This is a genomic window from Anaeromyxobacter sp. (assembly GCA_016718565.1).
GTDB lineage: Bacteria > Myxococcota > Myxococcia > Myxococcales > Anaeromyxobacteraceae > JADKCZ01.
The window spans coordinates 442,486-467,645 of the sequence record JADKCZ010000005.1 but is presented as its reverse complement, the minus strand read 5'-3'; the positions used below and the strand labels follow the sequence as shown (position 1 = coordinate 467,645).

Below are 25,160 nucleotides of genomic sequence, written 5' to 3'. Positions count from 1 at the left end.
CGCCACGGACCCTGGTCCGTAGGACGGAACTCCCGGCCCGGGCGCCCATCGACTAGACTCGAGCCCACATGCCCCGCCGCAGCCTCGCCCGCGCCCGCCGCCTCGTCGTCAAGGTGGGCACCGGCACCCTCACCGACGCCGCCGGCCGCTTCGACCGGGAGAACTGCGCCCGCCTGGCGGCCGAGCTCTCGGCCGTGGCCGAGGGGCGCACCCTGGTGCTGGTCTCCTCCGGCGCGGTGGCGCTGGGGGCGGAGCGGCTCGGGCTGGCGCGCCTCAAGGGCCGGCCCTGGGACATCGCCACCAAGCAGGCCTGCGCCGCGGTGGGCCAGCCGCACCTGATGGCGGCCTGGGGCGAGGCCTTCGGCCGGCACGGCCGCCTGGTGGCGCAGGTGCTCCTCACCGCCGAGGACCTGGCCAACCGCAAGCGCTTCCTCAACGCCCGCCGCACCTTCCAGCGCCTGCTGGAGCGCGGCGTGGTGCCGGTGGTGAACGAGAACGACACCGTGGCGGTGGACGAGATCAAGGTGGGCGACAACGACACCCTGGCGGCGCTGGTGGCCGGCTGCGTCGAGGCCGACCTGGTGGCCATGCTCACCGACGTGGAGGGGCTCTACGACCGCGACCCCCGCCACAAGGGAGCCCTCCTGCAGCACGACGTGGCGCGGGTCACCGCCGAGGTGGAGCGGCTGGCCGGCGGGGCCGGCAGCGAGCGCTCCACCGGAGGCATGGCCACCAAGGTGAAGGCGGCCCGGCGGCTGGGTGCCCAGGGGGTGGTCACGGCGCTCCTGTCCGGCCGGCGCGCCGGGGCGCTGCCGGCGCTGCTGGCCGGCGAGCGGCTCGGCACGGTCTTCGCCCCCTCGGCCGAGCGGCTCTCCGGGCGCGACGGCTGGCTCACCTCCGCGGCCCGCGGCAAGGGGCTGATCCTGGTGGACGCCGGGGCGCGCCGCGCCATCCAGGAGAAGGGCAAGAGCCTCCTGTCACCCGGGGTGAAGGGCGTGGTGGGCCAGTTCGGGGTGGGCGACCCGGTGGAGCTGGCGGTGGACCCGGCCCACCCCTTCGCCCGCGGGCTGGCCGGCTACGCGGCCGACGACGTGCGCCGCCTGGCCGGCAAGAAGACCTCCGAGATCGAGGCCACCCTGGGCTTCAGGTACGCCGACGAGGTGATCCACCGCAACGACCTCGTCCTCCTCGACGAGGCGGTGGTATGAGGGCCGCCAGGAACCCATGACCACCCCCGCCGAGACGCTGCCCGCCGCCATGCGGGCCCTGGCCGAGGCCGCCCGCGACGCGGCCCGCGACCTCTCCCGCGCCCCCAGCGCCGCGAAGGACCGCGCCCTGCGCGCCGCGGCCCGGGCCATCGTGGCGCACCAGCCGCAGATCCTGGCCGCCAACCGCGCCGATCTCGAGGCCGCCCGGGCGGCCGGGCAGAACGCCGCCTACCTGGACCGCCTGGCCCTGGACGGCCCGCGCCTGGCCGGCATCGCCGCCGCGCTCGAGGCGGTGGCCGCCCTGCCCGACCCGGTGGGCGAGGTCACCGACTCCTGGCGCCGCCCCAACGGCCTCTCCGTCAAGCGGGTGCGCATCCCCCTGGGCGTGGTGCTGATGGTCTACGAGGCCCGCCCCAACGTGGCGGCCGAGGCGGCCGCGCTGTGCGTGAAGAGCGGCAACGCGGTCATCCTCCGGCCCGGCTCCGACGCGCTGCGCTCCTCGCTGGCCCTGGTGGCCGCCTTCGGCGAGGGGCTGGCCGCGGCCGGCCTGCCGGCGGCCTCGGCCCAGGTGGTGCCCACGCCCGACCGCGAGGCCACCTACGCCCTGCTGCAGCTCGACGACCTCATCGACCTGGCCATCCCGCGCGGCGGCCCCTCGCTCATCCGGGCGGTGTCGGAGCGCTCGCGGGTGCCGGTGGTGAAGCACTTCCAGGGCGTCAACCACCTCTTCCTGGACGCCACCGCCGAGGCGGGCCAGGCGGTGGCGCTGGCCATGAACGGCAAGGTGCAGCGGCCGGGCGTGTGCAACGCGCTGGAGTGCCTGCTGGTGCACCGCGACGCGGCCCAGGCGCTGCTGCCGGCGGTGGGCATCGCGCTCTCGCAGGCCGGCGTGGAGCTGCGCTGCGACCCCACCGCCCTCACCATCCTGGGGCGGGCCGGCGTGCCGGCCGTGCAGGCCAGGCCCGACGACTACGGCTTCGAGTTCCTGGACCTGATCCTGGCGGTGCGGGTGGTGCCGGACCTGGACGCGGCCCTCGACCACATCGCCCGCTACGGCTCGCTCCACACCGAGTCGATCCTGACGCGCGACCTGCAGGCGGCCCGGCGCTTCGAGCGCGAGGTCACGGCCAGCGCGGTGATCATCAACGCCTCCACGCGGTTCAACGACGGCGGCGAGCTGGGGCTGGGCGCCGAGATCGGCATCTCCACCAGCAAGCTCCACGCCTTCGGGCCCATGGGGCTGGCCGAGCTCACCACCCGGAAGTTCGTGGTGGAGGGCGACGGGCAGGTCCGCGGCTGAGCGGCGCGGCGCGGCGCGAGCCGGCGGCGGGACGGGGCGGCAGCGGCAGGGTAGCGGCACCACGAGACAGGGGAGGCGAGGGAAGCATGGCGACCAAGAAGAAGGGCCCGGCCAAGACGGGCAGCGTGACGCGCGGACCGAAGAAGGGCGCGCCCAAGAAGGCCGGCCCGAAGAAGGTGGGCTTCCGGCCCGGCGGCCCGGGCGGCAAGAAGGGCGGGAAGAAGAAGCTCCCCGACCGCAAGCTGCCGCGCAAGCACGGCGCGCGCCGCAAGACGCCCAAGTCCATCGGCCGCGAGGCGGCGCTCCCGCTGGCGCCGGCGGCGCCGCTGGCGCCGGACGAGTCGCGCCCCAAGGCGCTCTTGGCCGCCCGCGCCGGCCTGGAGAAGAAGGCCGAGGTGGTGACCGTCTTCGACGTGCGGGGGCTCTCCTCCTACGCCGAGTACCTGGTCATCATGACCACCGAGTCCGACCGCCAGGCCGCCGCGGTGGCGGACGCGGTGGACGCCGCCATGAAGGCGGCCGGCCACGGCAAGGTGGCGGTCGAGGGCTACGAGACCGGCACCTGGATCATCGTGGACTACGGCGACGTGGTGGCCCACGTCATGGGGCGCGACGCCCGGACGTTCTGGGACCTCGACGGCCTGTGGGTCGACGCCCCGCGCTTCCTCGTCGAGGACTGACGCCGATCCGCGCCGCGCCGCGCCCATCGGGCCGGCGAGGCGCGCCGTGAGACGGGTGGGGCCGCGCGCCGGAGACTCCGGCGCCGGCCCCTCGTCGCGTCCGGCCCGGCCTACGGCAGGTCGTGGCAGCCGGTGCAGCTGGGCGGGTTGGTCTCGAAGCCCCGCTGCCCCCAGGTGGCCGGCCGGCCCAGGTGGCAGGCCACGCTGGAGCAGGTCTGGGTGGCCGGCGCATAGCCGGCCTGCGACAGCTCCAGGGAGAGCGTGCCGGGCGCGAAGGCGCTCCAGGTGGCCGGCGAGAGCCCGAGCCCGGTCAGGTCGAGGGCCACCGGGAACTGGGCCCGGGTGGTGAAGTAGAGCCTGGTCGGCGCGGCGGCTCCCAGGTCGCTGAAGTAGCCGGCCGGCACCGCGGTGCGCCCGTCGAAGGTCACGTCGCGCACGCCGTTGACGTGGCGCAGCGGCAGCACCCGGCCCTGCCCCTGCGGCGGCGAGCCCGGCGCGCCGTCGTGGCAGCTGGTGCACTGGGTGTCCAGCCAGTTGGCCTGCCCGAACCGGGCCGGGTCGCCGCCCGCCAGCCGGGTGGTGAGGGAGGTGTCGAGGTAGAAGGCGCCGCCCGGGGCCAGGTTGGCGGGGTCCACCGTCTCGGCGTGGCAGGCCTGGCAGGTCATCGGCGCGGCCCGCTCGTCGGTGGCGAAGCTGCTCGGGCCGCCGTGGCGCGAGCGGTGGAAGGTGCCGGGCAGCGGGGCGAAGTGGCCGCCCTCGGCGCCGGTCCAGTTCAGGAAGATGTGGCTGTTGGCGGCGCCCGAGGTCGGGCCGCCGTTGGCGTAGCTGGGCGGGTTGCCGTGGCAGCCACCGCAGCCGGGCGCGCCGCCGCCCACCCAGGCCGGCGTGGTGGCGAAGGCCGGTGCGGCCTGGCCGGTGGAGTGGCAGTAGACGCCGCTGCAGGTGCCGCCGGCGAAGGCCGCCGTGGCGGCGTTGCGGGCGCGCAGGCCGGTGGCGGTGGGGGAGAGCTCCACCTCGAGCGTGCCGTTCTGGTGCCTGGCCGGGTCGGCCGGGTGGCACGCGCCGCAGCCGAAGTAGTACCGGCCGGTGGCGCCGCTGGGGTCCACGTCCTCGGCCAGCGCCTGCCCGCCGTAGACCAGGTCGGCGGCCGAGGGCGGGGTGGCGTGCACCAGGTGGGCGCCGCTGGCGGGCGGGGCGGCGTGGCAGCCGGCGCAGGGCTGGCTCGGGCCCAGCTCGACCTGCCCGTCGAGGTGCAGGCCGCCGGCCACGTCGATGGTGCCGTCGTCCTTCACGGTGCCCGGGTGGCACAGGTGGCAGGCGGTGGCGCCGGGGCCGTGGGAGGCGGGCGGGCTCGAGTGGCAGCCGCCGCAGTCGAGGTGGGGCTGCCCGGCGGCGTTCCAGGTCGGGGCGGCGCCGCCGTGGCAGGCGACGTTGCTGCAGGTGGCGGAGGCGCGATTCCAGGTGGCCACGCCGGCGCCCTGCCCGACCACGGCGCGGCCGGAGAAGGTGACGGTGGCCGCGCCGTCCAGGTGGGCGGCGGAGTCGGTCGGCACCAGGTGGCACTCGGCGCAGGTGACGGCGGCCGCGAAGGTGCTGCGGCCCAGGTGCGCCTGGTGGGCGCCGACGCCGACGTCGGTGGTGGCCGTCTGGCCGGCGGCGCCGAGTGGCGGCGCGGCGTTGCCGGAGGTGCCGCCGTGGCAGCGCTGGCACTCGGGGGTCGGGTCCCCCCGGCTGGAGCGGGCCTGGCCGCACCCGGCCACGGTGGCCAGGGCGAGGAGGGTGAGCGCGGAGAGGGCGGGGAGGCCCGTCCGGGGGAGGCGTGAGGTGAGGCGGCAGGTGGTGGACACGTGGGCTCCGATGCGGCGAAACGTCCGCCGGAGAGAAAGGCAGACCCGGGCCGCCAGAACCTTGACCAGCGTCAAGCGACCTCGCGGCAGGCCCCGTCCGCGTTGCATTCGAGCGCGGCTGATCTGCTAGACTCCGCCGTCCCACACGGCAGGCCGGCGATCCAAGGCCGCGGAATCCTTGGAAAGCCGTACATGATCCCAGGTCTCAGGCTCTCTCGGACTTCTTGACCACAGGCGCGGCGCCCCCCGGGCAGCAGATCGCCGCAGCAGGAGACACCATGGCGGACAGGCGGATGGTGACGATGGACGGCAACGAGGCCGTCGCGTCGGTGGCGTACCGCATCAACGAGGTGGCGGCGATCTACCCCATCACCCCTTCGTCCAACATGGGCGAGTGGTCCGACGAGTGGGCGGCCAAGGGGCGCCCGAACATCTGGGGCACGGTGCCTCTGGTGGCCGAGATGCAGTCGGAGGGTGGCGCCGCCGGCGCGGTCCACGGCGCGCTGCAGACCGGCGCCCTGACGACCACCTTCACGGCCTCGCAGGGCCTGCTGCTGATGATCCCCAACATGTACAAGATCGCGGGCGAGCTGACCGCGTTCTGCATGCACGTGTCGGCCCGCACCCTGGCCACCCACGCGCTCTCCATCTTCGGCGACCACCAGGACGTCATGTCGGTGCGGCAGACCGGCTTCGCCCTGCTGGCCTCGGCCTCGGTGCAGGAGGCCCACGACTTCGCGGTCATCGCGCAGCTGGCCTCGCTGCGCTCGCGGGTCCCCTTCCTGCACTTCTTCGACGGCTTCCGCACCTCCCACGAGGTGGCCAAGATCGAGGAGCTGACCGACGACGACCTGCGCGCCCTCATGCCGGAGGAGCTGATCGCGGCCCACCGGGCCCGCGCCCTCTCGCCCGACGCGCCGACCATCCGCGGCACGGCCCAGAACCCCGACGCCTTCTTCCAGGCCCGCGAGGCCTGCAACCCCTACTACGCCGACTGCCACGACCACGTGCAGGCGGCCATGGACCTGTTCGCCAAGCAGGTGGGGCGGCAGTACCACCTGTTCGAGTACCTGGGCCACCCCGAGGCCGAGCGGGTGGTGGTGCTCATGGGCTCGGGCTGCGAGACCGCCCAGGAGACGGTGGAGCACCTGGTGGCGCAGGGCGAGAAGGTCGGCATGGTCAAGGTCCGGCTCTACCGGCCCTTCGCCCTCGGCGAGTTCATGACCTCGCTGCCGCGCTCGGTGCACCACCTGGCGGTGCTGGACCGGACCAAGGAGCCGGGCTCGCTGGGCGAGCCGCTCTACATGGACGTGGTGACGGCGCTGCGCGAGGCCGAGCAGGCCCACATCGACCGCTTCCACCACCAGCTCACGGTCATCGGCGGCCGCTACGGGCTCTCCTCCAAGGAGTTCACGCCCGCCATGGTGAAGGCGGTCTTCGACGAGCTGGGCAAGACCCGCCCCAAGCGCCACTTCACGGTGGGCATCAACGACGACGTCACCCACCTCTCGCTCAAGTACGACGCCGCCTGGGACATCGAGAAGCCGGACGTGGTGCGGGCGCTCTTCTACGGCCTGGGCGCCGACGGCACGGTGGGCGCCAACAAGAACTCCATCAAGATCATCGGCGAGGACACGCCCAACTACGCCCAGGGCTACTTCGTCTACGACTCCAAGAAGTCCGGCTCCATCACCATCAGCCACCTGCGCTTCGGCCCCCGGCCCATCAAGTCGCAGTACCTGGTGACCAAGGCCAACTTCGTGGCCTGCCACCAGTTCGGCTTCCTCGAGAAGTACGAGATGCTGGAGCAGGCCACCCAGGGCGCCACCTTCCTGCTCAACTCCATCTACGGGCCGGAGCAGGTCTGGGCCCAGCTGCCCGCCGAGGTGCAGGCGCTGATCCTCGAGAAGCAGCTCCAGTTCTACGTCATCGACGCCTTCAAGGTGGCGCGCGAGACCGGCATGGGGGTGCGCATCAACACCATCATGCAGACCTGCTTCTTCGCCATCTCCGGCGTGCTGCCGCGCGACGAGGCCATCTCGCACATCAAGAAGACCATCGAGAAGACCTACGCCCGCAAGGGCCCCGAGGTGGTCCGCAAGAACTTCCAGGCGGTCGACGAGACGCTGGCCAACCTCTTCCAGGTGAAGACCGAGGGGAAGCAGGTGGGCGGCCCGGCCCGTCCGCCGGCGGTCTCCGAGGCGGCCCCGGACTTCGTCAAGCGGGTCACCGGGCTCATCCTGGCCGGCAAGGGCGACCTCCTGCCGGTCTCGGCCTTCCCGGTGGACGGCACCTGGATGACCGGCACCGCCAAGTGGGAGAAGCGGGCCATCGCCCTCGACGTGCCGGCCTGGGTGCCGTCGCTCTGCATCCAGTGCAACAAGTGCGCGCTCATCTGCCCGCACGCCTGCATCCGGCCCAAGTTCTACGACCCGGCGGCGCTGGCCGGCGCGCCGGCCACCTTCCAGTCGATGGACTTCAAGTCGGCCGAGGTGAAGGGGAAGAAGTACAGCCTGCAGGTCTCCACCGACGACTGCACCGGCTGCAGCCTGTGCGTGGCCATCTGCCCTGCCGAGTCGAAGACCGAGAAGGGCGTCAAGGCCATCAACATGACCTCGGTGCTGCCCATCCAGGCGGCCGAGCGGAAGAACTGGGAGTTCTTCACCACCATCCCGGAGCCCGACCGGCGCAACCTCAAGCTGGACGTCAAGGGCACGCAGTTCCTCGAGCCGCTCTTCGAGTTCTCCGGCGCCTGCACCGGCTGCGGCGAGACCCCCTACGTGAAGCTGCTCACCCAGCTCTACGGCGACCGGGCCATCATCGCCAACGCCACCGGCTGCTCCTCGATCTACGGCGGCAACCTGCCGACCACCCCCTACACCAAGAACGCCCAGGGGCGCGGCCCGGCCTGGGCCAACTCGCTCTTCGAGGACAACGCCGAGTTCGGCTTCGGCATGCGGCTGGCGCTGGACAAGCAGGGCGAGCACGCCCGCGAGCTGCTGGCCACCATGGGCACGCAGCTGGGCGACGAGCTGGTGAAGGGCCTCCTGGAGGCCGACCAGTCCGACGAGACCGGGCTGGAGGCGCAGCGCCAGCGCATCCTGGTGCTCAGGTCGAAGCTGGCCAAGCTGACCAGCGCCGAGGCCCGCTGGCTCTCCACCATCGCCGACTACCTGGCCAAGAAGTCGGTCTGGATCGTGGGCGGCGACGGCTGGGCCTACGACATCGGGTACGGCGGCCTGGATCACGTCATCGCCCAGGGGCGCGACGTGAACATCCTGGTGCTCGACACCGAGGTCTACTCCAACACCGGCGGCCAGGCCTCCAAGGCCACGCCCATGGGCGCGGCGGCCAAGTTCGCCACCGCCGGCAAGGCCACGGCCAAGAAGGACCTGGCCATGCTGGCCATGGGCTACGGGCACGCCTACGTGGCCCGCGTGGCCATGGGGGCCAAGGACGCCCAGACGGTCAACGCCTTCAAGGAGGCCGACAGCTACCCGGGCACCTCGCTGATCATCGCCTACTCGCACTGCATCGCCCACGGCTACGACATGGCCGACGCGCTCGACCAGCAGACCAAGGCGGTGGACTCGGCCTACTGGCCGCTCTTCCGCTACGACCCGCGCCGGGTCGTGAACGGCGAGAGCCCCCTCAAGCTGGACAGCCCGGCGCCCAAGCTCGATCTCTCGGCCTTCGTGGCCGGCGAGACCCGCTTCCGCCAGGTGGAGGCCGCCAACCCGGAGGGCTACAAGCGGATGATGGAGCAGTCGCAGAAGGACATCCGCGAGAAGTACGCGCTCTACGAGCAGCTGGCCCGCTCCATGAGCCCGGCCAACCTGGTCCCCGGCGCCGCCGGCGGCCCGCCCAAGGCCAAGGCCTAGCCAGCCAGGGCGAAGCCCACCGCGAGGCCGCCCGTGGCGGGGCCTCCCTGATCCGGCCCCGGGCCCGGCCCCTCCTCTCCGGGAGGCGCCGGGCCCGAGCCATCTTTTGGCGGCTGGGGCCTGGGGTCCGGCGGCGGGGCTCTGGGGTCCGATGGCCGAGGCACGAGGGGACCAGCGGCCGAGGCCGGGGGTCCACCCGGCACGGCGTCGGGTATTTCCCCTGCCAGGACGGGCACTCCCGCCACAATCCCCTGTCACGGCCACCGCCCCAAGGTGGGGCCGGACCCTCCCGGCCGCAGTCCGTCCGACACGGGACACCCCGTTTTCACTCGGCATTTTCTGCCGAGGAGATCGGCCTCGAAAATGCAAATGCCTCCCCCAGGACCCGAGGCCCACCATGCAGACCAAAGCCTGCCCCCACCAAGCCGACTGCGCCTTGCACAAGAGCATCGGCATGACCGCGGCGCTCCGGGTCTGGCAGTCGTTCTACTGCGAGGGCTGCTTCTCGCGCTGCGAGCGGCTCAAGCTGCAGCAGTCCGGGCGGACGGTGCCGGCGCGGCTCCTGCCCAACGGCCGGCTGCTCGACAGCACCACCGAGCTGGCCCAGGTCACCTCGCGCAACGAGCGGGCTGCCTAGGCGCTCGCAGGCCCGCCCTCGCCGTTCCAGCTGGCGTGCAGCCGGGCCAGGTCCGCCAGCGCCCGCTCGGCCGCCGCGTTGAGCTCGGTCACCGGCAGGAAGCCCGTGGCGTACCAGCGGCGCAGCACGGCCGCCTCGGGCGGGCGCTCCCGGCCGGGAGCCTCGCCGCCGCCCGGCGGCCTGAGCTCGATGGCCACCACCTGGCCCAGCGCAGCCGACAGGTAGGCCTCGTCGCCGGCGGCGGTGGGCTCCGCCACCTCCACCCGGTAGGTGCGCGGCCCGGTGCGTCGCGGCGGCGTCGCCCGCGTCAGCCCCAGGCCGGTGAGCTCGCGGTCCAGGCGCGCCAGCAGGGCCTCCTCGTCCAGCCGCCCGTGGCACTGGGTCCGGCTGGGGCAGCCGCTGCAGGTGATGAGGTCGAGGGCGCGGCGGCCCAGGTCGTGCTCGGCGGTGATCCGGTCCACCCCGGGGAAGCCGCGGCCGACCCGGGCCAGCCCCTCGCGGCAGCGCCAGGCGGTGACGGTGTGGCCGAGCGCGTGGGCGCGGGCCTCGAGGTCGGCCAGGGCGGCGGCGCTGGGTGAGCGGGGCGGCGGGGTCAGGCCGGGGATCGGGTAGGCCGGACCGGACGCGGGCGGGGCGCCGCCGGCTCCGGCGGTCCACGGCTCGAGCGAGAGGCGGCTTCCGCGCGGCAGGGCCTCGAGCACGCGGGCCGCGTCGAGGAGGCCGTCAGCGGTGATGGGTCCCACGACCACGAACAGGCGGCGGGGGTCGAGGCCGGCGGCGGAGCGGACCGCATCGACCGGATCGCGCCGCACCTGCAGCGAGGCACAGCGCGGGGTGGCGGTGAGCTCCACCAGCAGGTTGCTGCGCGGCGCGGCGAAGGCGGCCCGCTCGGCGGCGCCCAGGGGCCGGCGAGCCAGGTAGACGACGGCGCGGCCCGGGTCGAGCAGCTGCAGCAGCTCCTCCACCTTGTCGAAGGAGCGGCCGGCGTCGGCGTGGCGCCCGAGGTGCACCGGCACACCGGCCCGGTAGGCGGGCATGGAGTGCAGCCAGGCGAGGACGCGGCGAGGCGAGACCCTGAGGTCGAAGGCGGCGAGCCCCGGTACGGGCGTGGCCAGGGCCACCGTCCGGCCGGCCGACGGCGGTGCCGAGTGGAGCGCCGCGGCCGGGTCGCCCACCAGGAAGTCCACCGCGATGTGATCGCCTCCCAGCTTCACCGGGTGCAGGCCGGGGAGCAGGGCGTGGTACTGACGCGCCGCGCCGCGTCGGTCGGGCAGCAGCAGATCTTCGTCGGCCTTGGAAAAACTCATGGAATAGAGCCGCTTGGCGTCTGGTCTCACCTTGTCCGACATCATACTACAGATGACGCCCCTGGGGAATTCTCACGCGGGGCCACCGCCGCCTGGCGACCCCGTCGCGGGCGGGAGGCGCGTGGGGGGTGGCCTCCGGGAACCGCGCTAGACTCTCCTCCGCAGATCCCTGTCACGCCTCGCGCGTTCACCTGCGTGGAGGCCTTCGTGAGGCCGTGGCGCCGGACCAGACCGACGAGCAGCTCATGGCGAGGTTCCAGCGCGGCGACGCGCCGGCCTTCGAGGTGCTGATGCGCCGCCACCGCACGCCACTGCACGGCTTCCTCTGCCGACTGCTCCGCGACCGCGCCCGCGCCGAGGACCTGACGCAGGAGGCCTTCCTGCGGGTCATCCAGGGGAGCGCCGGCTGGGCGCCGCGGGCGCTCTTCCGCACCTGGCTCTTCACCATCGCCCGCAACCTGGCCGCCGACGAGGGGCGCCGCCGCGCCTTCCGCGAGGCCGAGCCGCTCGACGCCCCGGGGAAAGGCGGGGCGCCGCGCCAGCCCGCCTCCGAAGCCCGCGCCCCGGACGAGGCGGCCGGCGACGCCCTGGTGCGCCCGCTGCTGGAGGCGGCGCTGGCGGCGCTGCCGCTGGAGCAGCGCGAGGTCTTCCTGCTGCGCGAGCACGCCGGCCTCTCCTTCCCCGAGATCGCCGAGGCCACCGGGGTCAACGAGAACACCGTGAAGAGCCGGATGCGCTACGCGCTCACCGGGCTGCGCGATCGGCTGGCCGCGGCCGGGGTGGACCCGGGGGCGCCGGCGGGTGCGGCGCTGGATGGGGGCGCCGCCCCATGACCCACGAGACCCAGCGGGAGCAGGTGCTCGACCTGGCCATCGGGGCGCTCTCGCCGGCCGAGGCGCGCGCCGCCGAGGCGCACGCGGCCACCTGCCCGACCTGCGCCGCCGAGCTCCGCGGCCTGCGCGCCACCGCGGCGGCCGCCCGCGCCCTGCCCGAGCTGCCGGCGCCGGCGCACGGCGAGCGGGTGCTGCTGGCCGCCGCCCGCCAGGCGGCCGAGGCGGCCCGCGCCAGGCGGCCTCGCTTCCTGCCGGCCTGGCTGTGGGGCGCCACGCTGGGCGTGGTGGGCGCCACCGCCGCGGTGCTGCTGTCGCTGCAGCTCGGCCAGGTGGCGCCGCGCTCCCCCTTCGACCAGGACCGGGAGGCGCTGCTGGGATCCACACCCGCAGCCTCGGGGCCGGCAGACCCCGCGCCGGCGGCAGCCAGGCCGGTCGCTCCGGCCCAGGTCGCAGCGCCCGCCGCGCCGGAGCGGCGCGAGATCGGGATCGGTGGGGCCGGCGAAGCGCGGGGCGAGGCGTCCGGCAACGCAGCGCCGGCGCGGCGGGAGCCGAAGCTGGCGCGGTCGGAGGAGGCGGCGAAGGCGCGGAAGGCCGCCGCCGAGGGCGGGACCCCGACCGCGACCCCGACCCCGACCTCGGCCCCGACCCCGACCGCGACCCCGACCCCGACCTCGGCCCCGACCCCGACCTCGGCCCCGACCGCGACCCCGACCCAACCCGCCCCCAGGGCCGCCACCGCCCTCCGCGCCGCCCCGCCCCCTTCGCAGCTCGCCGAGGCGGCCCAGGACGCCGCCTCCCTCGAGGAGGCCACGCCGCCAGCCGCCTCGGCCAGGGCCGCCCGCGCCCTCTCCACCTCCCGCCAGGAGGTGCAGCGCTACCCCGACTGCCCCGGGGAGGCCCGCCGCACCCTCATCCGCGACGCCGCGGGCCGGCTGATCCGCCGCCTCGGCGAGGGCACCCTCTCCGGCCAGCCGCTCCGGGTGGAGGAGGTCTTCGGCCCGGACGGCGCGCTCCGGTGGGCGCGGGTGGAGGCCGGCGGGCGCACCGTGGAGGTGGACGCCGCGGCGCTCCGGGCCGGCCGGCCCGCGCCGACGCCGGGGGTCACCCTGGCCGCCAGCGCCGCCGAGGCCGAGGCTGCCCCGCCGCGCTGCGGCCGCTGAGCGGGGGCTGCGGTAGACTCGCCCACATGCGGATCCTCTACGGGGTGGCCGGCGAAGGCATGGGCCACGCCACCCGCTCCCGGGTCGTCATCGACCACCTGACGCGGCACCACGAGGTGGAGGTGGTGGTCTCGGGCCGCGCCCACGACTACCTGAAGGCGCGCGAGTCGGATCACCTGGGGGTCACCCGCATCTGGGGCCTCTCCATCGTCTACGAGGACAACGAGGTCCAGAACTTCCGCACCTTCCTCTCCAACGTGAAGGGCGGCCTCACCGGCGGGCTGCCCACCAACGTCAAGGCCTACTTCGACCTGGCCTCCGAGTTCCGTCCGGACGTGGTGGTCTCCGACTTCGAGACCTGGAGCGGCCTGTACGGGAAGCTGCACGGCCTGCCCATCATCAGCCTCGACAACAACCAGGTGGTGAACCGCTGCGCCCACCCGCCCGAGGTGCTGGAGGGCAAGGAGGCCGAGTACCTGGTGGCCAAGGGGGTGGTGAAGGCCAAGCTGCCGGCCTGCTACCACTACCTCATCACCAGCTTCTTCCAGCCGGAGATCACCAAGCCCCGCACCAGCCTGCACCCGCCGGTGCTGCGCCCCGAGGTGCTGGCGGCGCGGCGCGAGCCGGGCGAGCACCTGCTGGTCTACCAGACCAGCACCTCCAACGCCGCGCTGCCGGACCTGCTCAAGGGCAGCGGCCGCGAGTGCCGCATCTACGGCCTGCGCCGCGACCTGACGGCCGACCAGCGCGACGGCGACCTCGTCTACCGCCCCTTCAGCGAGCGTGGCTTCATCGAGGATCTGCGCACGGCGCGGGCGGTGGTGTCGGGCGGCAGCTTCACCCTCATGAGCGAGGCCGTCTCCCTGCAGGTGCCCATGCTCTCGGTGCCGGTGAGGAAGCAGTTCGAGCAGGCGCTCAACGGGCGCTGGCTGCAGCGGCTGGGGTACGGGCTCACCGCCGACGAGCTGACCGCCGAGGGGCTGGGGGAGCTGCTGGAGCGGGTGCCCGACTTCCAGCGCAGCCTGGCCGCCTACCACCAGGACGGCAACCTGGAGACCCTGGGGGCGCTCGACGCGGTGCTGCGCGCCGCCGAGGCGGGCCAGCCGCCGGACGACGAGGACCCGCTCTCGTGAAGCTGCGCGTCCTGGCCATCGGCCGCGACCGCTCCGGCCTGTTCGCCCCGGCGGTGGACGAGTACCTGGGCCGGCTCTCGCGCACCCTCAAGGTCGAGCTGGTGGAGCTGCCCGAGGCCCGGAAGCACGCCGGCACGCCGCAGGCCCGGGAGGAGGAGGGGGCCACGCTGCTGGGCGCGCTCCGCAAGGCCGAGAAGGTGGTGGCGCTCGACGAGCGCGGCGAGCAGCCCACCAGCCTGGAGCTGGCCCGGCGGGTGGCGCGCTGGCAGGAGCGCGGCCAGGACGTGGCGCTGCTCCTCGGCGGCGCCGACGGCCTGGCCCCCGCGGTCCTGGAGCAGGCCGTGGAGCGGCTCTCGCTCTCCCGCCTCACCCTGCCGCACCGGCTGGCGCGGCTGGTGCTGCTGGAGCAGCTCTACCGGGCCGCCACCATCCTGCGCGGCGAGCCGTACCACAAGGAGTGAGCCGGGCGCGGAGGGCTCAGCGCCCGGCCGGGCCAGCCGCGGGCGGCCGGAGCACCGGCCCCAGCGCCGCCACCAGCGCCCGGCTGACGCGGGCGTGGTTCGCCTTCCACTCCTGGTGCGCCCCCGGGCCGACCCGGTTGGCCACCGCCAGCACCGCCCCCACCGGCACCCCGGCGGCGTGGGCCGCCTGGAAGACGCCGGAGAGCTCGAGGTGCTCGGCCGCGCCCAGGGTGCCGAGCAGCGCCGCGCCGCCCGGCGCCACCGTGATGCCGGGCGGCACCACCACGGCGTGGGGTGCGAAGGGGAGGGGCAGGGTGCTTGGCCAGCGGGTGGCCTCCACCTCGGGCCGGTAGGCGCGCCCCTCCAGCACGTCGAGCGAGGCGGCCACCACCACCGAGGCCGCCACCAGGTCGCCCACCGAGAGCCGCGCGTCGTAGGCGCCGCAGGTGCCGACGAAGAGCACCCGGTCCGGGCGGGCCTCGGCGAGCAGCCGCGCGGTGGCGGCCGCGGCCGCCAGGGCGCCCACGCCGGTGAGCGCCACGCGCCAGCCGGGCGGCGGCGCGGCGTCGAGCCCGGCCAGCTCGGGCGGGAAGGCGGCCAGCAGGAGCCCGTCAGCCACCGCGGCGCTCGCGCGGCGGGCGGGGGCGGCTCGGGAGGCCTGGGCGCCCCTCGAGGCGGCCGGCGGCGACGGGGAACATGGGCGGAGTCTGCCTCCTGGTGGGTGCCCGCGTCGAGCGGCGGGGTCGATCGTGGCGTCGGCGCGGGCCACGCCGTAAGCGGTCCTTTGTCGGTATGCGACCTTAGGCCGCGCGCTGCGCGCCGCGGGACGGAGGCTATCGTCCGCTCCTCCAGAGAGGACTCCCCATGATCGCCACCCGCCGCACCGCCTGCCATTCCGCCGGGCGGCTCGTCCGCCCGGCCGCCTTCGCCGCCGCCCTGGCCCTGGCGCTCGCCGCCGCCCCGACCCTCGCCGCCGAGCCGGCCGTTGCTCCGGCCGCCGCTCCGGTCGCAGCGACGGTCGGGGTCGTGCCGGTCGGGGTCCTGCCAGGCGCCGTCGCCTCCGACGCGGCGCTCGGCACCCAGCCCTACGCCAAGTTCGAGAAGCCGCAGGCCTGCGCCGCCTGCCACGTGGACATCGCCCGCCAGCACGAGCAGGCCATGATGTCGCAGAGCTACACGCACGCCTGGGACGAGATCGAGTACTTCGAGCTGGCCGTGCCGCACGCCGCCAAGAACCCCAAGGTGGCCGGCGTGAAGGCCGGCTGCAACGGCTGCCACGCGCCGTTCTCCTTCCTGGCCGGCGACGTGCCGCCGCCCCGGCCGGAGAAGGGCTCGCGCGCCAACGAGGGCGTCAGCTGCGACCTGTGCCACACCATCACCGGCCGCGCCGGCGAGCCCTCGGTCAACTTCAACTGGGTCACCGCGCCGGGCCGCGTCAAGCAGGGCACCCGCGCCGGCGTGGAGAGCCCCTACCACGCCACCCGCGAGAACCCCTTCCTCAAGACCGCCGAGTACTGCGGCACCTGCCACAACGAGCAGAACCCCTGGGGGGTCTTCGTGAAGTCCACCCAGCTGGAGTGGAAGGAGGGGCCGCACGGCAAGGGCGGCATCACCTGCCAGGACTGCCACATGCCGAAGGCCCGCGGCCGGGCCGCGCGCATGGCGCCGGAGCGCGACGACGTGCGCCAGCACCTCTTCCACGGCGCCCACGACGGCGGGAAGCTGAACGGCGTGGCCGAGGTGCGGGTCCACCCCGAGGCGCGCGAGGTGGAGCCGGGCGACCCGGTCCGGATCACCGCGGTGGTGGTCAACGCCAAGGCCGGCCACAAGATCCCCTCCGGCTCGGCCGAGGAGCGGCTGCTCTGGCTGCACGTCGAGGCCAGGGACGCCGCGGGCACGGTCCACCACCTGGCCGTGGAGAAGAAGGGCTTCCCGGGCGAGGCCTGGACCATCGCCGACTCGAAGGCGCTGGCCTACCAGGACATCGGCGACATCCAGGGGCTGGTCGGCTTCCAGGGGCTGGCGCGGGACGGCGACGTGCCGGACGGCGACCGCATCTTCCGCATGCCCTACTTCGACGAGCAGGGGCGCATGACCATCGCCCAGTGGAACACGGCCACGCTGGGCACCGACTACCGGCTGGCGCCCCTGGCCGCCGTCACCGAGACCTTCCTGCTCTCGCCCAAGGCCGACCTGCCGCCCGGCCCGGTGGTCATCACCGCCACCGTCTGGTACTCGCGCCTGGTCCCCTCGGTCGCCCGCTTCATGAAGGTGCCGGCCGAGGAGTCGGCGCCGGTGCTGATCAACACCCACACCTCCACCTTCACGGTCCTGCCGTAGCGCCAGAGGAACCCACCATGCGCCGACCCCTCGCCCGCCTCCTCCCGCCCGCCCTGGCCCTGGCCGCCGCCGCCGCCCTGCTCGTGCCCCTGGACGCGGCCGCCATCCCGGCCTTCGCCCGCAAGTACAAGGTGAGCTGCACCACCTGCCACGCCCCCTTCCCGCGCCTCAAGCCCTACGGCGAGGAGTTCGCCGGCCGCGGCTTCGTCATGGAGGCCGGGCAGGAGCCGGCCCGCGCCACCGTGGACGCCGGCGACGAGCTGCTGCAGCTGCCGCGCGAGCTGCCCCTGGCCATCCGGGTGGACGCCTTCGGCGAGTGGACCCCGGACGCCGATCCCCAGACCCAGCTCCAGTCCCCCTGGGTCTTCAAGATCCTCACCGGCGGCCCGGTGGCCGACGGCGTCTCCTACTACGGCTACTTCATCATCGAGAAGGGCGAGGTGGTGGGCCTGGAGGACGCCTACCTGCAGCTCTCCGGGGTGTTCGGCCTGCCGGTGGACCTGCTCGTCGGGCAGTTCACCGTCTCCGACCCGGTGGTCAAGCGCGAGCTCAAGCTCACCCGCCTCGACTACCAGGTGCTGACCACCCGGCCGGGCGCCTCGGACCTCGACCTCACCTACGACCGCGGCCTGCTGGCGGCCTGGCACGCGCCGGCCGGGGTGGAGGTGGTGGGCCAGGTGGTCAACGGCGCCGGCATCGGCCCCTGCGACGGCGGGCTGTGCGACCCGGACCGCTACAAGAACTACGCGCTGCGGCTCACCCGCGCCTTCGGGCCGGTCAAGGTCGGCGCCTTCGGCTACCTGGGCAAGCAGCTCAAGGAGGTGACCACCGGCTCACCCATGGTGAACACCAGCGTCTTCTTCGGCCCGGACGTGGCGGTGGCCCTGGGCGAGCAGGCCACCCTCACGGCCGTCTACCTGGAGCGGCGCGACTCCAACGCCGGCTTCCTGGCCAGCGGGTACCAGGAGACCGTCACCCGCGGCGGCTTCGCCGAGCTGGTGGTGCTGCCGCAGGGCGACAACGGCCGGCTGGCGCTGGTCGGCCTCTACAACTACGTGGAGTCCGACGACGCGCTGGCCAGGCGCCACTCGGCGGCGCTGTCGGCCAGCTGGCTCCACCGCCGCAACGTCCGGCTGGTGGGCGAGGTGCAGCGCGACCTGGAGGCGGACGCCTGGCGCCTCTCGGTCGGCACGGTGATGGCGTACTAGAAGGTGTTGTCGATGCCGAGCAGCTGGTAGAGCGGGCAGTACCCGGTGGCGCCGGTGGCGCCCGGCACCGCGGCCACGCCCACGAGCGCCCAGGAGAGCCCGGTGTTGGGCGAGTCGTTGGCCAGGCGGTAGGTGCCGACGCCCACCAGGGTGGCCGCCACGGCCAGGCGGGCCACCCGCTCCACCGGGCCGATGTTCTTCGGCAGCCCGAAGACGGTGGTCTCCTTCACCTGGGCCGTCACCGCCCCGGCGGACGACAGCTGCAGCGAGAGCGCCAGGCGCTCCAGCGACGGGGCCAGCGAGAGGGTCGGACCGTCGGCCCGGGCCGGGGCGGCGAGGGTGAGGGCGGCGAGCAGGGCGGCGGCGGCGAGGGTCTTCATGTGGTGGGGCTCCGGGCCAGGGTGGAGGAGGTTCACCACGGGAGAGTCCCGGCCCCGCGGGAAGGATTCGGGCGCGCCCTCGCCCGACCCTCCCGGTGCGGCCCCACCGCCTGCTCACCTGCCACCTTGAGCGCCCCGCCCCCGCGCCCTATCATCCGCCCCCGCCCGTCCCACCCGACCGCACCCTCCAGAGGCCCAGCGTGCCGAAGATCAAGCCCGTCCTCCTCGTCGTCCTCGACGGCTTCGGCCTGCGCGCCGAGCGCGAGGCCAACGCCATCGCGCAGGCCGGCACGCCCAACCTGGACGCCTTGATGCGGGAGTACCCGTGGACCTCCATCGAGACCAGCGGGCTCTCGGTGGGCCTGCCCGAGGGGCAGATGGGCAACTCGGAGGTGGGCCACACCAACCTGGGCGCCGGGCGGATCGTCTACCAGGACCTGGTGCGCATCAACCGCGCCGTCGAGGACGGCTCCTTCTTCCAGAACGACGCGCTGCTGCTGGCGTGCCGCCGCGCCAAGGCGGCCGGGGGGGCGCTCCACCTCATGGGGCTGGTCTCCGACGGCGGCGTCCACTCCATCCAGGAGCACCTCTACGCCTGCCTCGACCTGGCCCGGCGCGAGGGGGTGGCGCGCTGCTTCGTGCACGCCTTCATGGACGGGCGCGACACGCCGCCCCGCTCCGGCGTGGAGTACATGCGGCAGCTGGAGCGGCGGCTCACCGACACCGGCTACGGGCGGGTGGCCACGGTGCACGGCCGCTACTACGCCATGGACCGCGACAAGCGCTGGGATCGGGTGGGCCAGGCCTACGCGGCCATGGCGCGCGGCGAGGGCTACCGGGCCTCGAGCGGCATCGCCGCGGTGGAGGCCTCGCACGCCCACGGCGAGACCGACGAGTTCATCAAGCCCACCACCATCGTCAACGCCGACGGCAAGCCGGTGGGCACCGTCAAGGACGGCGACGCCATCCTCTTCTTCAACTTCCGCGCCGACCGGGCCCGCGAGATCACCCGGGCGCTGGCCGATCCGGACTTCAAGGACTTCGACCGCGTGGTGGTGCCGCGGCTCTCGGCCTTCGTCTGCATGACCCAGTACGACGAGACCTTCCCGTACCCGGTGGCCTTCGGCCCCACCAGCCTGGACGAGATCTTCCCGGAGATCGTCAGCCGCGCCGGCCTGAAGCAGCTGCGCTGCGCGGAGACCGAGAAGTACGCCCACGTCACCTTCTTCTTCAACGGCGGGCGCGAGACGGTCTACCCGGGCGAGGACCGCCTGCTCATCCCCTCGCCGCGCGAGGTGGCCACCTACGACCAGAAGCCCGAGATGAGCGCGCGCGAGGTGACCGAGAAGCTCACCGCCGCCATCGCCACCGGGAAGTACGGCTTCGTGCTGGTCAACTTCGCCAACCCCGACATGGTGGGCCACACCGGCCTGCTGCCGGCCGCCATCCAGGCGGTCAAGGTGGTGGACGAGAGCATCGGACGGCTCTGGCAGGTGGCCAAGGCCCAGGGCATGGCCATGCTGGTCACCGCCGACCACGGCAACTGCGAGCTGATGACCGACCCCATCACCGGCCAGCCGCACACCGCGCACACGCTGAACCCGGTGCCGTTCATCCTGGCCGATCCGGACTTCCGCGGGGCCAAGCTCCGCTCCAAGGGCGTGCTGGCCGACGTGGCCCCGACGGCGCTGCAGGTGATGGGGCTGCCGCAGCCCAAGGAGATGAAGGGGCTGGGGCTGATCATCCGGTAGGGGAGGGGGTGGCGCGGTCCTGGGTCGGGGTCGGCACGGCCCGTGCTTGGGCACCTCCCATGCCCGTCCCGGCCCTCGGACCGCTGGCCCGCCACCTCGCCCCGGTGGCCTCGGCCCTCCTCGACCTGGTCTATCCGCCCCGCTGCGCCGCCTGCCGGGCGCCGTGCGGCGGCGGGCCCTTCTGCTCCGACTGCGCGGAGGCCCTGCTCGACGCCCCGCCCGGCTGCCTGCGCTGCGGGCTGCCGGGGCCGGGGCTGGCCTGCGGCGCCTGCCTGGCGGCGCCGCCGGCGTTCGACTCGGTGCAGGCCGGCGGGCTCTACGGCGGGCCGCTGGCCGAGGCGGTCCAGGCCCTCAAGTACGGGGGCCGCCCCGCGGTCGCCCGTCCGCTGGGCGGCTGGCTGGCCGGCCGGGTGGCGCTGCCGGCCGGGGCGGTGGTGGTGCCGGTGCCGCTGGGGCGGCGGCGGCGCCTGGAGCGCGGCTACGACCAGGCCTCGCTGCTGGCCCGCCACCTGGCCCGGGCGGCCGGGCTGGTGCGGCTGCGCGGGGCCCTGGCCCGGCGGCGGGAGACGCCGCCGCAGGTGGGCCGCTCCCGGGCGGCGCGGGCCCGCAACGTGGCGGGGGCCTTCGCCGCCGACTGGCGCGCCGTGGCCGGCCGGGACGTGGTGCTGGTGGACGACGTGGTCACCACCGGCGCCACCGCCGACGCGGCCGCCGCCGCCCTGCGCGCCGCCGGCGCCCGCTCCATCGCGGTGGTCGCCCTGGCGCGCGCGGAGTGAGCTGGCGCGCCGCGGCCGGCCGGCGGTTACACTCCCTGACCCGATGATCACCCTCCTCGCGCCCCTCGTCGCCCTGCTGGCCGTCGCGCAGCCCGCCGGCCGCCTCACGGTCGCCGCGGCTGCTGCGCCCACCGCCGTCGCCGCCCCGCCCCGCGATCTCGCCGCCGAGCGGCTGGCCCTCGCCCTGGCGGGCCTGGCCCGGGAGCGCGGCCCGGAGGCGGTGGTGCCGCTCGACGCCCTGGCCGCGGTGGCCGACGAGGCGCCCGACCGCGCCCAGGTGGTGACCGCCCTCGGTCGCTTCATCGAGGACCCGGCCACCGACGCCGAGCTGCGGGCGCTGGCGCGCCAGGAGCTGGCGCGGCAGGAGGTGGCCCGCGGCAACCCGCAGCGGGCGGCGGCGGTGCGGGCGCGGCAGGGCTTCGTGGACCGCTGGCTGGTCATCGGCCCGTTCGACGACGAGGGGAAGCGCGGCCTCGACGCCGTCTACCCGCCGGAGCGGTCCCAGGACGTCACCGCGCGCCTGCCGGGCAAGGTGCGGGAGGTGGCCTGGCGGGCCGCGCCGCCGGAGGTGACCGCCGACGGCGCCCTGCACCTGGCGGCCATGCTGCGCCCCACCGCGGAGGCGACGGCCTACGCGCTGGCGGTGGTGGACGCGCCGCGCGCCCAGGCGGCGCGGCTCTGGTTCGGCGGCAGCGGCCGGGCCAAGGTCTGGGTGAACGGGGCGCTGGCCCTGGCCGACCCCGGCGACCACCCCTTCCGCATCGACCAGCGCGGCGCCGTGGTGGCGCTGCGCCCTGGGCCCAACCGGATCCTGGTGAAGCTCTGCAACGTGTCCGGCGCCTTCCGCATGGCCGTCCGGCTGGCCGACGAGCGGGGCGGCGGGCTGGGGCTGCCGGCGCGCGACCCGCAGGCCCTGCTGGAGGGCGGCCTGCCCCCGGCGGTGGCGCCGGGCGAGCGGCCGCGGCCGATCGACGGGCTGGTGGAGCGGCTCACGGCGCGCGCCGAGGGCGCTGCCAGGCGGGTGGCCCAGGTGGGCGGCGGGGCCGGGCCGGCGGCGCGGGCGGCCCGGGTGGCCGAGGCCGCGGCGCGCCGGGCGCTGGCGGTGGCCCTGGAGGTGCGCCAGGGCGCCGACGCCGAGGAGCGGCGGCCGGCCCGCCAGGCCCGGCGCGCCGCCGAGCTCGACCCAGGCTCGGTGGAGCTCCGGCTGCTGGCCGCCTCGCTGGAGGACGACCGCAGCCGGCGCCTGGCGCACCTGGAGGCGGCCCGCGCGCGGGCGCCGGGCGACCCGGCGGTGCTGGCGGCCCTGGCCGAGGAGGCCACCCTGCTCGACCGGCCGCACCAGGCGGCGCGGCTGCTGGAGCGGGCGGTGGCCGCGGCGCCGGGCTGGGTGGCGGCGCGGGTGGCGCTGGCCGGGGCGCAGGATCGGGCCGGCCGCTCGGCCCGCGCCACCGCCGACCGGCTGGCCCTGGCGGAGCTCGACCCGCCCTCCGCCGCGGCGCTGGTCGCCGCCTCGGGCGCGGCGCGGCGGCTCGGGCGGCTCGACCGGGCGTCGGCGCTGCTGCGCACCGCGCTGGCCCTGCGCCACGACGACGAGGGGCCCCGCGCCTCGCTGCAGCGGGTCCTGCTGGCCCGCGGCGACGTGGACGGGGCGGCGGCGCTGCTGGCCGAGGCCGTCCGGCTGGAGCCCGCCGGCGTGGCCACCCGGCTCGAGCTGGCCGACCTGCTGGCCGCCACCGGCCGGGACGAGGAGGCCGAGGCGGCCTTCGCGGCGGCGCTGCGCCTCTGCCCGGAGGAGCCCGAGGCCTGGGAGCGGCGCGGCCGGGCGCGCCTGCGGGCCGGCCGGCGCGCCGAGGCGCTGGCCGACCTGACCCGCTCGCTCGAGCTGCGCCCCCAGGACCCGGCGGTGAAGGAGCTGGCGCGCAGCCTGACGCCGGCCCGCGACCGCTACGAGACGCCCTACCAGGTGGACGCGGCGGCGCTGGCCGCCGCCGCCGACGGCGCGGCGCCGGGCGACGACGCGGTGGAGCTGGCCGACCTGGAGGTGGTGCGGCTCTACCCCTCCGGCCTGTCCTCGCGCTACCGCCAGCGGGTGGTGAAGGTGCTGACCCAGCGCGGCGCCGACGCGGCCCGCCAGCAGGCCACCGCCTTCGACCCGGGGCGCCAGGAGGTGAAGGTGGAGCGCGGCCGGGTCTTCAAGGCCGACGGCGCGGTGGTGGAGGCCTGGGACGAGAGCGAGCGCAGCGCCTCCGAGCCCTGGTACCGGCTCTACTACGACACCCGCGTCAAGACGCTCACCTTCCCGGCCCTGGCCCCGGGCGACGTGCTGGAGGTGGCCTGGCGGGTGGACGACACCGCCGCCGAGAACCTGCTCTCCGACTACTTCGGCGACCTGGCCTTCCTGGAGGGCGGCGACCCCAAGCGGCTCTTCGACTACGTGCTGCTGGCGCCGGCGGCGCGCACCATCCACGCCAGCGCGCCGGCCGGGCTTCACCGCACCGAGCGGGCGCTGCCCGGCGGCCTCGTGGAGCACCGCTGGCGGGCCCGCGACCTGCCTCGCCTGGAGGGCGAGCCGCACATGCCAGGCTGGGCCGAGGTGGCCGGCACGCTGCACGTCTCCACCTACGGCTCCTGGGAGGAGGTCAACCGGTTCTACTGGGGCCTGGTGAAGGACCAGCTCCGCCCCACCCCGGAGCTCACCGCCACCGCCCGGCGGCTCGGGGAGGAGGCGCTGCGGGCGCGCGGCCAGGACCCGGCGCTGCTGGCCCGCGGGGGCGCCGCCCTCGACCCGGCCACCCGGCGGGCCCTGGTGGCGGCGGTGCACGCCTTCGTGGTGACCCAGACCCGCTACGTGGGCCTGGAGTTCGGCATCCACGGCTTCAAGCCCTACCGGGTGGACCAGGTGCTGGCGCGCCGCTTCGGTGACTGCAAGGACAAGGCCTCGCTGACCCACGCCCTGCTGGGCGCGCTGGGGATCGAGTCGCGCCTGGTGCTGCTGCGCACGCGCCGGCTGGGGCGGCTGCCCGAGGGGCCGGCCTCGCTGTCCGGCTTCAACCACGCCATCCTGCGCGTGCCCTCGCTCGACCTGTGGCTCGACGGCACCGCCGCCCACACCGGCACGCGCGAGCTGCCCGGCGAGGACCGCGGCGCCACCGTGCTGGTCATCGACCCGGCCGGCCACCCCTGGTACGGCCGGCTCCCCGAGGAGGCGCCGGAGGAGAACCGCACCGAGTCGCGCTTCGAGATCGCGCTCTCGGCCGATGGCGCGGCGCGCGTCGAGGGGCGCAGCCTGGTGGCGGGGGCGCAGGCGCCCGGCTACCGGCGCGCCTACGAGACCGAGAACGACCGGCGCGCCACGCTGGAGGAGGCCTTCAACCGGAACTTCCCCGGCCTGGCGGTGGAGCGGGTGGCCTTCTCCGACCTGGGCCGGCTCGAGGAGGATGTCGCGCTCGACTTCACGCTGCGCGTGCCGCGCTGGGCCGAGCCCGACGGCCCAGGGCTGCGCTTCACCCCCTTCGGCGGCGCGGCCACCTACGTGGAGACCTGGGCCTCGCTGGCCACCCGCCGGCACGAGCTCGGCCTGGGCCAGCCCACGGTGAACCGCTTCACCTACCGGATCGCGCTGCCGCCCGGGTGGACCACCGGCGCGCTGCCCGGGCCGGTGGCCGGCCAGACGCCGGAGGTGGCCTACCAGGTGGGGTGGCGCGCCGAGGGGCCGCTGCTGGTGGTGGAGGGGTTCGTGGCGTTCCGGCGCTCGAGCGTGCCGGCCGCGTCCTACCCGGCCTTCCGCGCCGCGCTGGTGGAGATCGACCGCGCCTTCTCCCGGCGCGTCACCGCGGCGCCCGGCGCCGCGCAGGAGACGCCATGAAGCGCCCGCGCGCCCGCGCCGCCGCACCGCCCCCGCGCCTGCCCGTGCGCCTGCCCGCGCTCCTGGCGGGGGTCCTGGCGGGGGTCCTCCTCCTGGCCGGGTGCGCCGGCCGCAGCGGCCCCCTGGCCGTCGGCGACGGCCCCCGGCCGCGCCGCGCGGGAGGGGCTCGAGGCCCTGGTCCTGCGCAACGACGCCGCCGGCGCCGCCCCCCGGCTCGAGGCGGCCGCGGCGCGCCACCCCGGGGATCCCTGGACCCAGCTGGGCCTCTCGCTCCTGGCCCGGCGCGCCCTCGACGGGCCGGCCGAGGTCGCACGGCTGGTGGCGCTGGTGGCCGCCGCCCCGGACCACCCGCTGGCGCTGCTGGCGCTCCGCCGGCTCGGCGAGCTGTCGGAG

General features: G+C 75.5%; 18 protein-coding genes. 14 read left to right on the top strand and 4 right to left on the bottom strand.

Annotation, left to right across the window (positions count from 1 at the left end):
• Positions 1–68 precede the first annotated feature (68 nt).
• From proB to rsfS, 3 genes are all read left to right on the top strand, one after another.
• A complete protein-coding gene (gene proB / locus IPO09_14450) occupies positions 69–1,208 on the top strand; it encodes a glutamate 5-kinase (GenBank protein MBK9518521.1) in 1,140 nt (379 codons plus the stop codon).
• Positions 1,209–1,224: 16 nt separating this feature from the next.
• Positions 1,225–2,508 carry a glutamate-5-semialdehyde dehydrogenase gene (locus tag IPO09_14445; GenBank protein ID MBK9518520.1) on the top strand — a complete coding sequence of 428 codons (1,284 nt, stop codon included), beginning with the start codon at positions 1,225–1,227 and terminating at the stop codon, positions 2,506–2,508.
• A gap of 86 nt (positions 2,509–2,594) precedes the next feature.
• Positions 2,595–3,188 (top strand): ribosome silencing factor, encoded by a 594-nt coding sequence (gene rsfS / locus IPO09_14440; protein MBK9518519.1) that lies wholly within the window; start codon positions 2,595–2,597, stop codon positions 3,186–3,188.
• 110 nt (positions 3,189–3,298) lie between these two features.
• Here the strand turns inward: rsfS and IPO09_14435 are convergent, their stop codons facing one another.
• Positions 3,299–5,035: a CxxxxCH/CxxCH domain-containing protein gene (locus IPO09_14435; protein ID MBK9518518.1), complete on the bottom strand. Its 1,737-nt coding sequence runs from the start codon at positions 5,033–5,035 to the stop codon at positions 3,299–3,301.
• Between the two features lie 278 nt (positions 5,036–5,313).
• Here IPO09_14435 and nifJ point away from each other — a divergent pair, with 278 nt between their 5' ends.
• Both nifJ and IPO09_14425 read left to right on the top strand, forming a co-directional pair.
• A complete protein-coding gene (gene nifJ, locus IPO09_14430) occupies positions 5,314–8,916 on the top strand; it encodes a pyruvate:ferredoxin (flavodoxin) oxidoreductase (protein ID MBK9518517.1) in 3,603 nt (1,200 codons plus the stop codon).
• A gap of 397 nt (positions 8,917–9,313) precedes the next feature.
• A complete protein-coding gene (locus tag IPO09_14425; protein ID MBK9518516.1) occupies positions 9,314–9,553 on the top strand; it encodes a hypothetical protein in 240 nt (79 codons plus the stop codon).
• Here IPO09_14425 and IPO09_14420 read toward each other — a convergent pair.
• Positions 9,550–10,890, bottom strand: a complete 1,341-nt coding sequence (locus tag IPO09_14420; protein MBK9518515.1) for a hypothetical protein — start codon at positions 10,888–10,890, stop codon at positions 9,550–9,552. The two genes, IPO09_14425 and IPO09_14420, sit on opposite strands and share 4 nt — an antisense overlap.
• Before the next feature lie 185 nt (positions 10,891–11,075).
• On the opposite strand from IPO09_14420, the gene IPO09_14415 reads away from it, so the two are divergent.
• From IPO09_14415 to rlmH, 4 genes are read left to right on the top strand one after another with little or no spacing between them, the layout of a single operon-like run.
• Positions 11,076–11,693 (top strand): RNA polymerase sigma factor, encoded by a 618-nt coding sequence (locus IPO09_14415; GenBank protein ID MBK9518514.1) that lies wholly within the window; start codon positions 11,076–11,078, stop codon positions 11,691–11,693.
• Positions 11,690–12,853, top strand: coding sequence for a hypothetical protein (locus IPO09_14410; GenBank protein MBK9518513.1), 1,164 nt, complete (start codon positions 11,690–11,692; stop codon positions 12,851–12,853). The genes IPO09_14415 and IPO09_14410 overlap by 4 nt, the downstream gene beginning before the upstream one ends.
• A 26-nt stretch (positions 12,854–12,879) precedes the next feature.
• Positions 12,880–13,986, top strand: coding sequence for a teichoic acid biosynthesis protein (locus tag IPO09_14405; GenBank protein MBK9518512.1), 1,107 nt, complete (start codon positions 12,880–12,882; stop codon positions 13,984–13,986).
• On the top strand, positions 13,983–14,447 hold the full coding sequence (gene rlmH / locus IPO09_14400; GenBank protein MBK9518511.1) for a 23S rRNA (pseudouridine(1915)-N(3))-methyltransferase RlmH: 465 nt from the start codon (positions 13,983–13,985) through the stop codon (positions 14,445–14,447). Before IPO09_14405 ends, rlmH begins: the two co-directional genes overlap by 4 nt.
• Before the next feature lie 16 nt (positions 14,448–14,463).
• On the opposite strand, the gene IPO09_14395 is transcribed toward rlmH, so the two are convergent.
• Entirely contained in the window at positions 14,464–15,066 is a 603-nt protein-coding gene (locus IPO09_14395) for a phosphorylase (protein MBK9518510.1), read from the bottom strand.
• Between the two features lie 245 nt (positions 15,067–15,311).
• On the opposite strand from IPO09_14395, the gene IPO09_14390 reads away from it, so the two are divergent.
• Both IPO09_14390 and IPO09_14385 read left to right on the top strand, forming a co-directional pair.
• Positions 15,312–16,787 (top strand): hypothetical protein, encoded by a 1,476-nt coding sequence (locus IPO09_14390; protein ID MBK9518509.1) that lies wholly within the window; start codon positions 15,312–15,314, stop codon positions 16,785–16,787.
• A gap of 17 nt (positions 16,788–16,804) precedes the next feature.
• Complete coding sequence (locus IPO09_14385) at positions 16,805–17,995, top strand: hypothetical protein (protein ID MBK9518508.1); 1,191 nt, start codon at positions 16,805–16,807, stop codon at positions 17,993–17,995.
• Here the strand turns inward: IPO09_14385 and IPO09_14380 are convergent.
• Complete coding sequence (locus tag IPO09_14380; GenBank protein MBK9518507.1) at positions 17,992–18,201, bottom strand: DUF2892 domain-containing protein; 210 nt, start codon at positions 18,199–18,201, stop codon at positions 17,992–17,994. The two genes, IPO09_14385 and IPO09_14380, sit on opposite strands and share 4 nt — an antisense overlap.
• 374 nt (positions 18,202–18,575) lie before the next feature.
• On the opposite strand from IPO09_14380, the gene IPO09_14375 reads away from it, so the two are divergent.
• From IPO09_14375 to IPO09_14365, 3 genes are read left to right on the top strand one after another with little or no spacing between them, the layout of a single operon-like run.
• Positions 18,576–20,126, top strand: a complete 1,551-nt coding sequence (locus IPO09_14375) for a 2,3-bisphosphoglycerate-independent phosphoglycerate mutase (protein MBK9518506.1) — start codon at positions 18,576–18,578, stop codon at positions 20,124–20,126.
• A gap of 59 nt (positions 20,127–20,185) precedes the next feature.
• Positions 20,186–20,902: a ComF family protein gene (locus IPO09_14370; protein MBK9518505.1), complete on the top strand. Its 717-nt coding sequence runs from the start codon at positions 20,186–20,188 to the stop codon at positions 20,900–20,902.
• Between the two features lie 43 nt (positions 20,903–20,945).
• On the top strand, positions 20,946–24,767 hold the full coding sequence (locus tag IPO09_14365; GenBank protein MBK9518504.1) for a DUF3857 domain-containing protein: 3,822 nt from the start codon (positions 20,946–20,948) through the stop codon (positions 24,765–24,767).
• Positions 24,768–25,160: the final 393 nt, after the last annotated feature.

What these genes read in the sequence shown, in the direction of transcription:
- proB (MBK9518521.1), top strand. Translation starts at nt 69, where the DNA reads ATGCCCCGCCGCAGCCTCGCCCGCGCCCGCCGCCTCGTCGTCAAGGTG.
- IPO09_14445 (MBK9518520.1), top strand. Translation starts at nt 1,225, where the DNA reads ATGACCACCCCCGCCGAGACGCTGCCCGCCGCCATGCGGGCCCTGGCC.
- rsfS (MBK9518519.1), top strand. Translation starts at nt 2,595, where the DNA reads ATGGCGACCAAGAAGAAGGGCCCGGCCAAGACGGGCAGCGTGACGCGC.
- nifJ (MBK9518517.1), top strand. Translation starts at nt 5,314, where the DNA reads ATGGCGGACAGGCGGATGGTGACGATGGACGGCAACGAGGCCGTCGCG.
- IPO09_14425 (MBK9518516.1), top strand. Translation starts at nt 9,314, where the DNA reads ATGCAGACCAAAGCCTGCCCCCACCAAGCCGACTGCGCCTTGCACAAG.
- IPO09_14410 (MBK9518513.1), top strand. Translation starts at nt 11,690, where the DNA reads ATGACCCACGAGACCCAGCGGGAGCAGGTGCTCGACCTGGCCATCGGG.
- IPO09_14405 (MBK9518512.1), top strand. Translation starts at nt 12,880, where the DNA reads ATGCGGATCCTCTACGGGGTGGCCGGCGAAGGCATGGGCCACGCCACC.
- IPO09_14390 (MBK9518509.1), top strand. Translation starts at nt 15,312, where the DNA reads ATGATCGCCACCCGCCGCACCGCCTGCCATTCCGCCGGGCGGCTCGTC.
- IPO09_14385 (MBK9518508.1), top strand. Translation starts at nt 16,805, where the DNA reads ATGCGCCGACCCCTCGCCCGCCTCCTCCCGCCCGCCCTGGCCCTGGCC.
- IPO09_14370 (MBK9518505.1), top strand. Translation starts at nt 20,186, where the DNA reads ATGCCCGTCCCGGCCCTCGGACCGCTGGCCCGCCACCTCGCCCCGGTG.
- IPO09_14365 (MBK9518504.1), top strand. Translation starts at nt 20,946, where the DNA reads ATGATCACCCTCCTCGCGCCCCTCGTCGCCCTGCTGGCCGTCGCGCAG.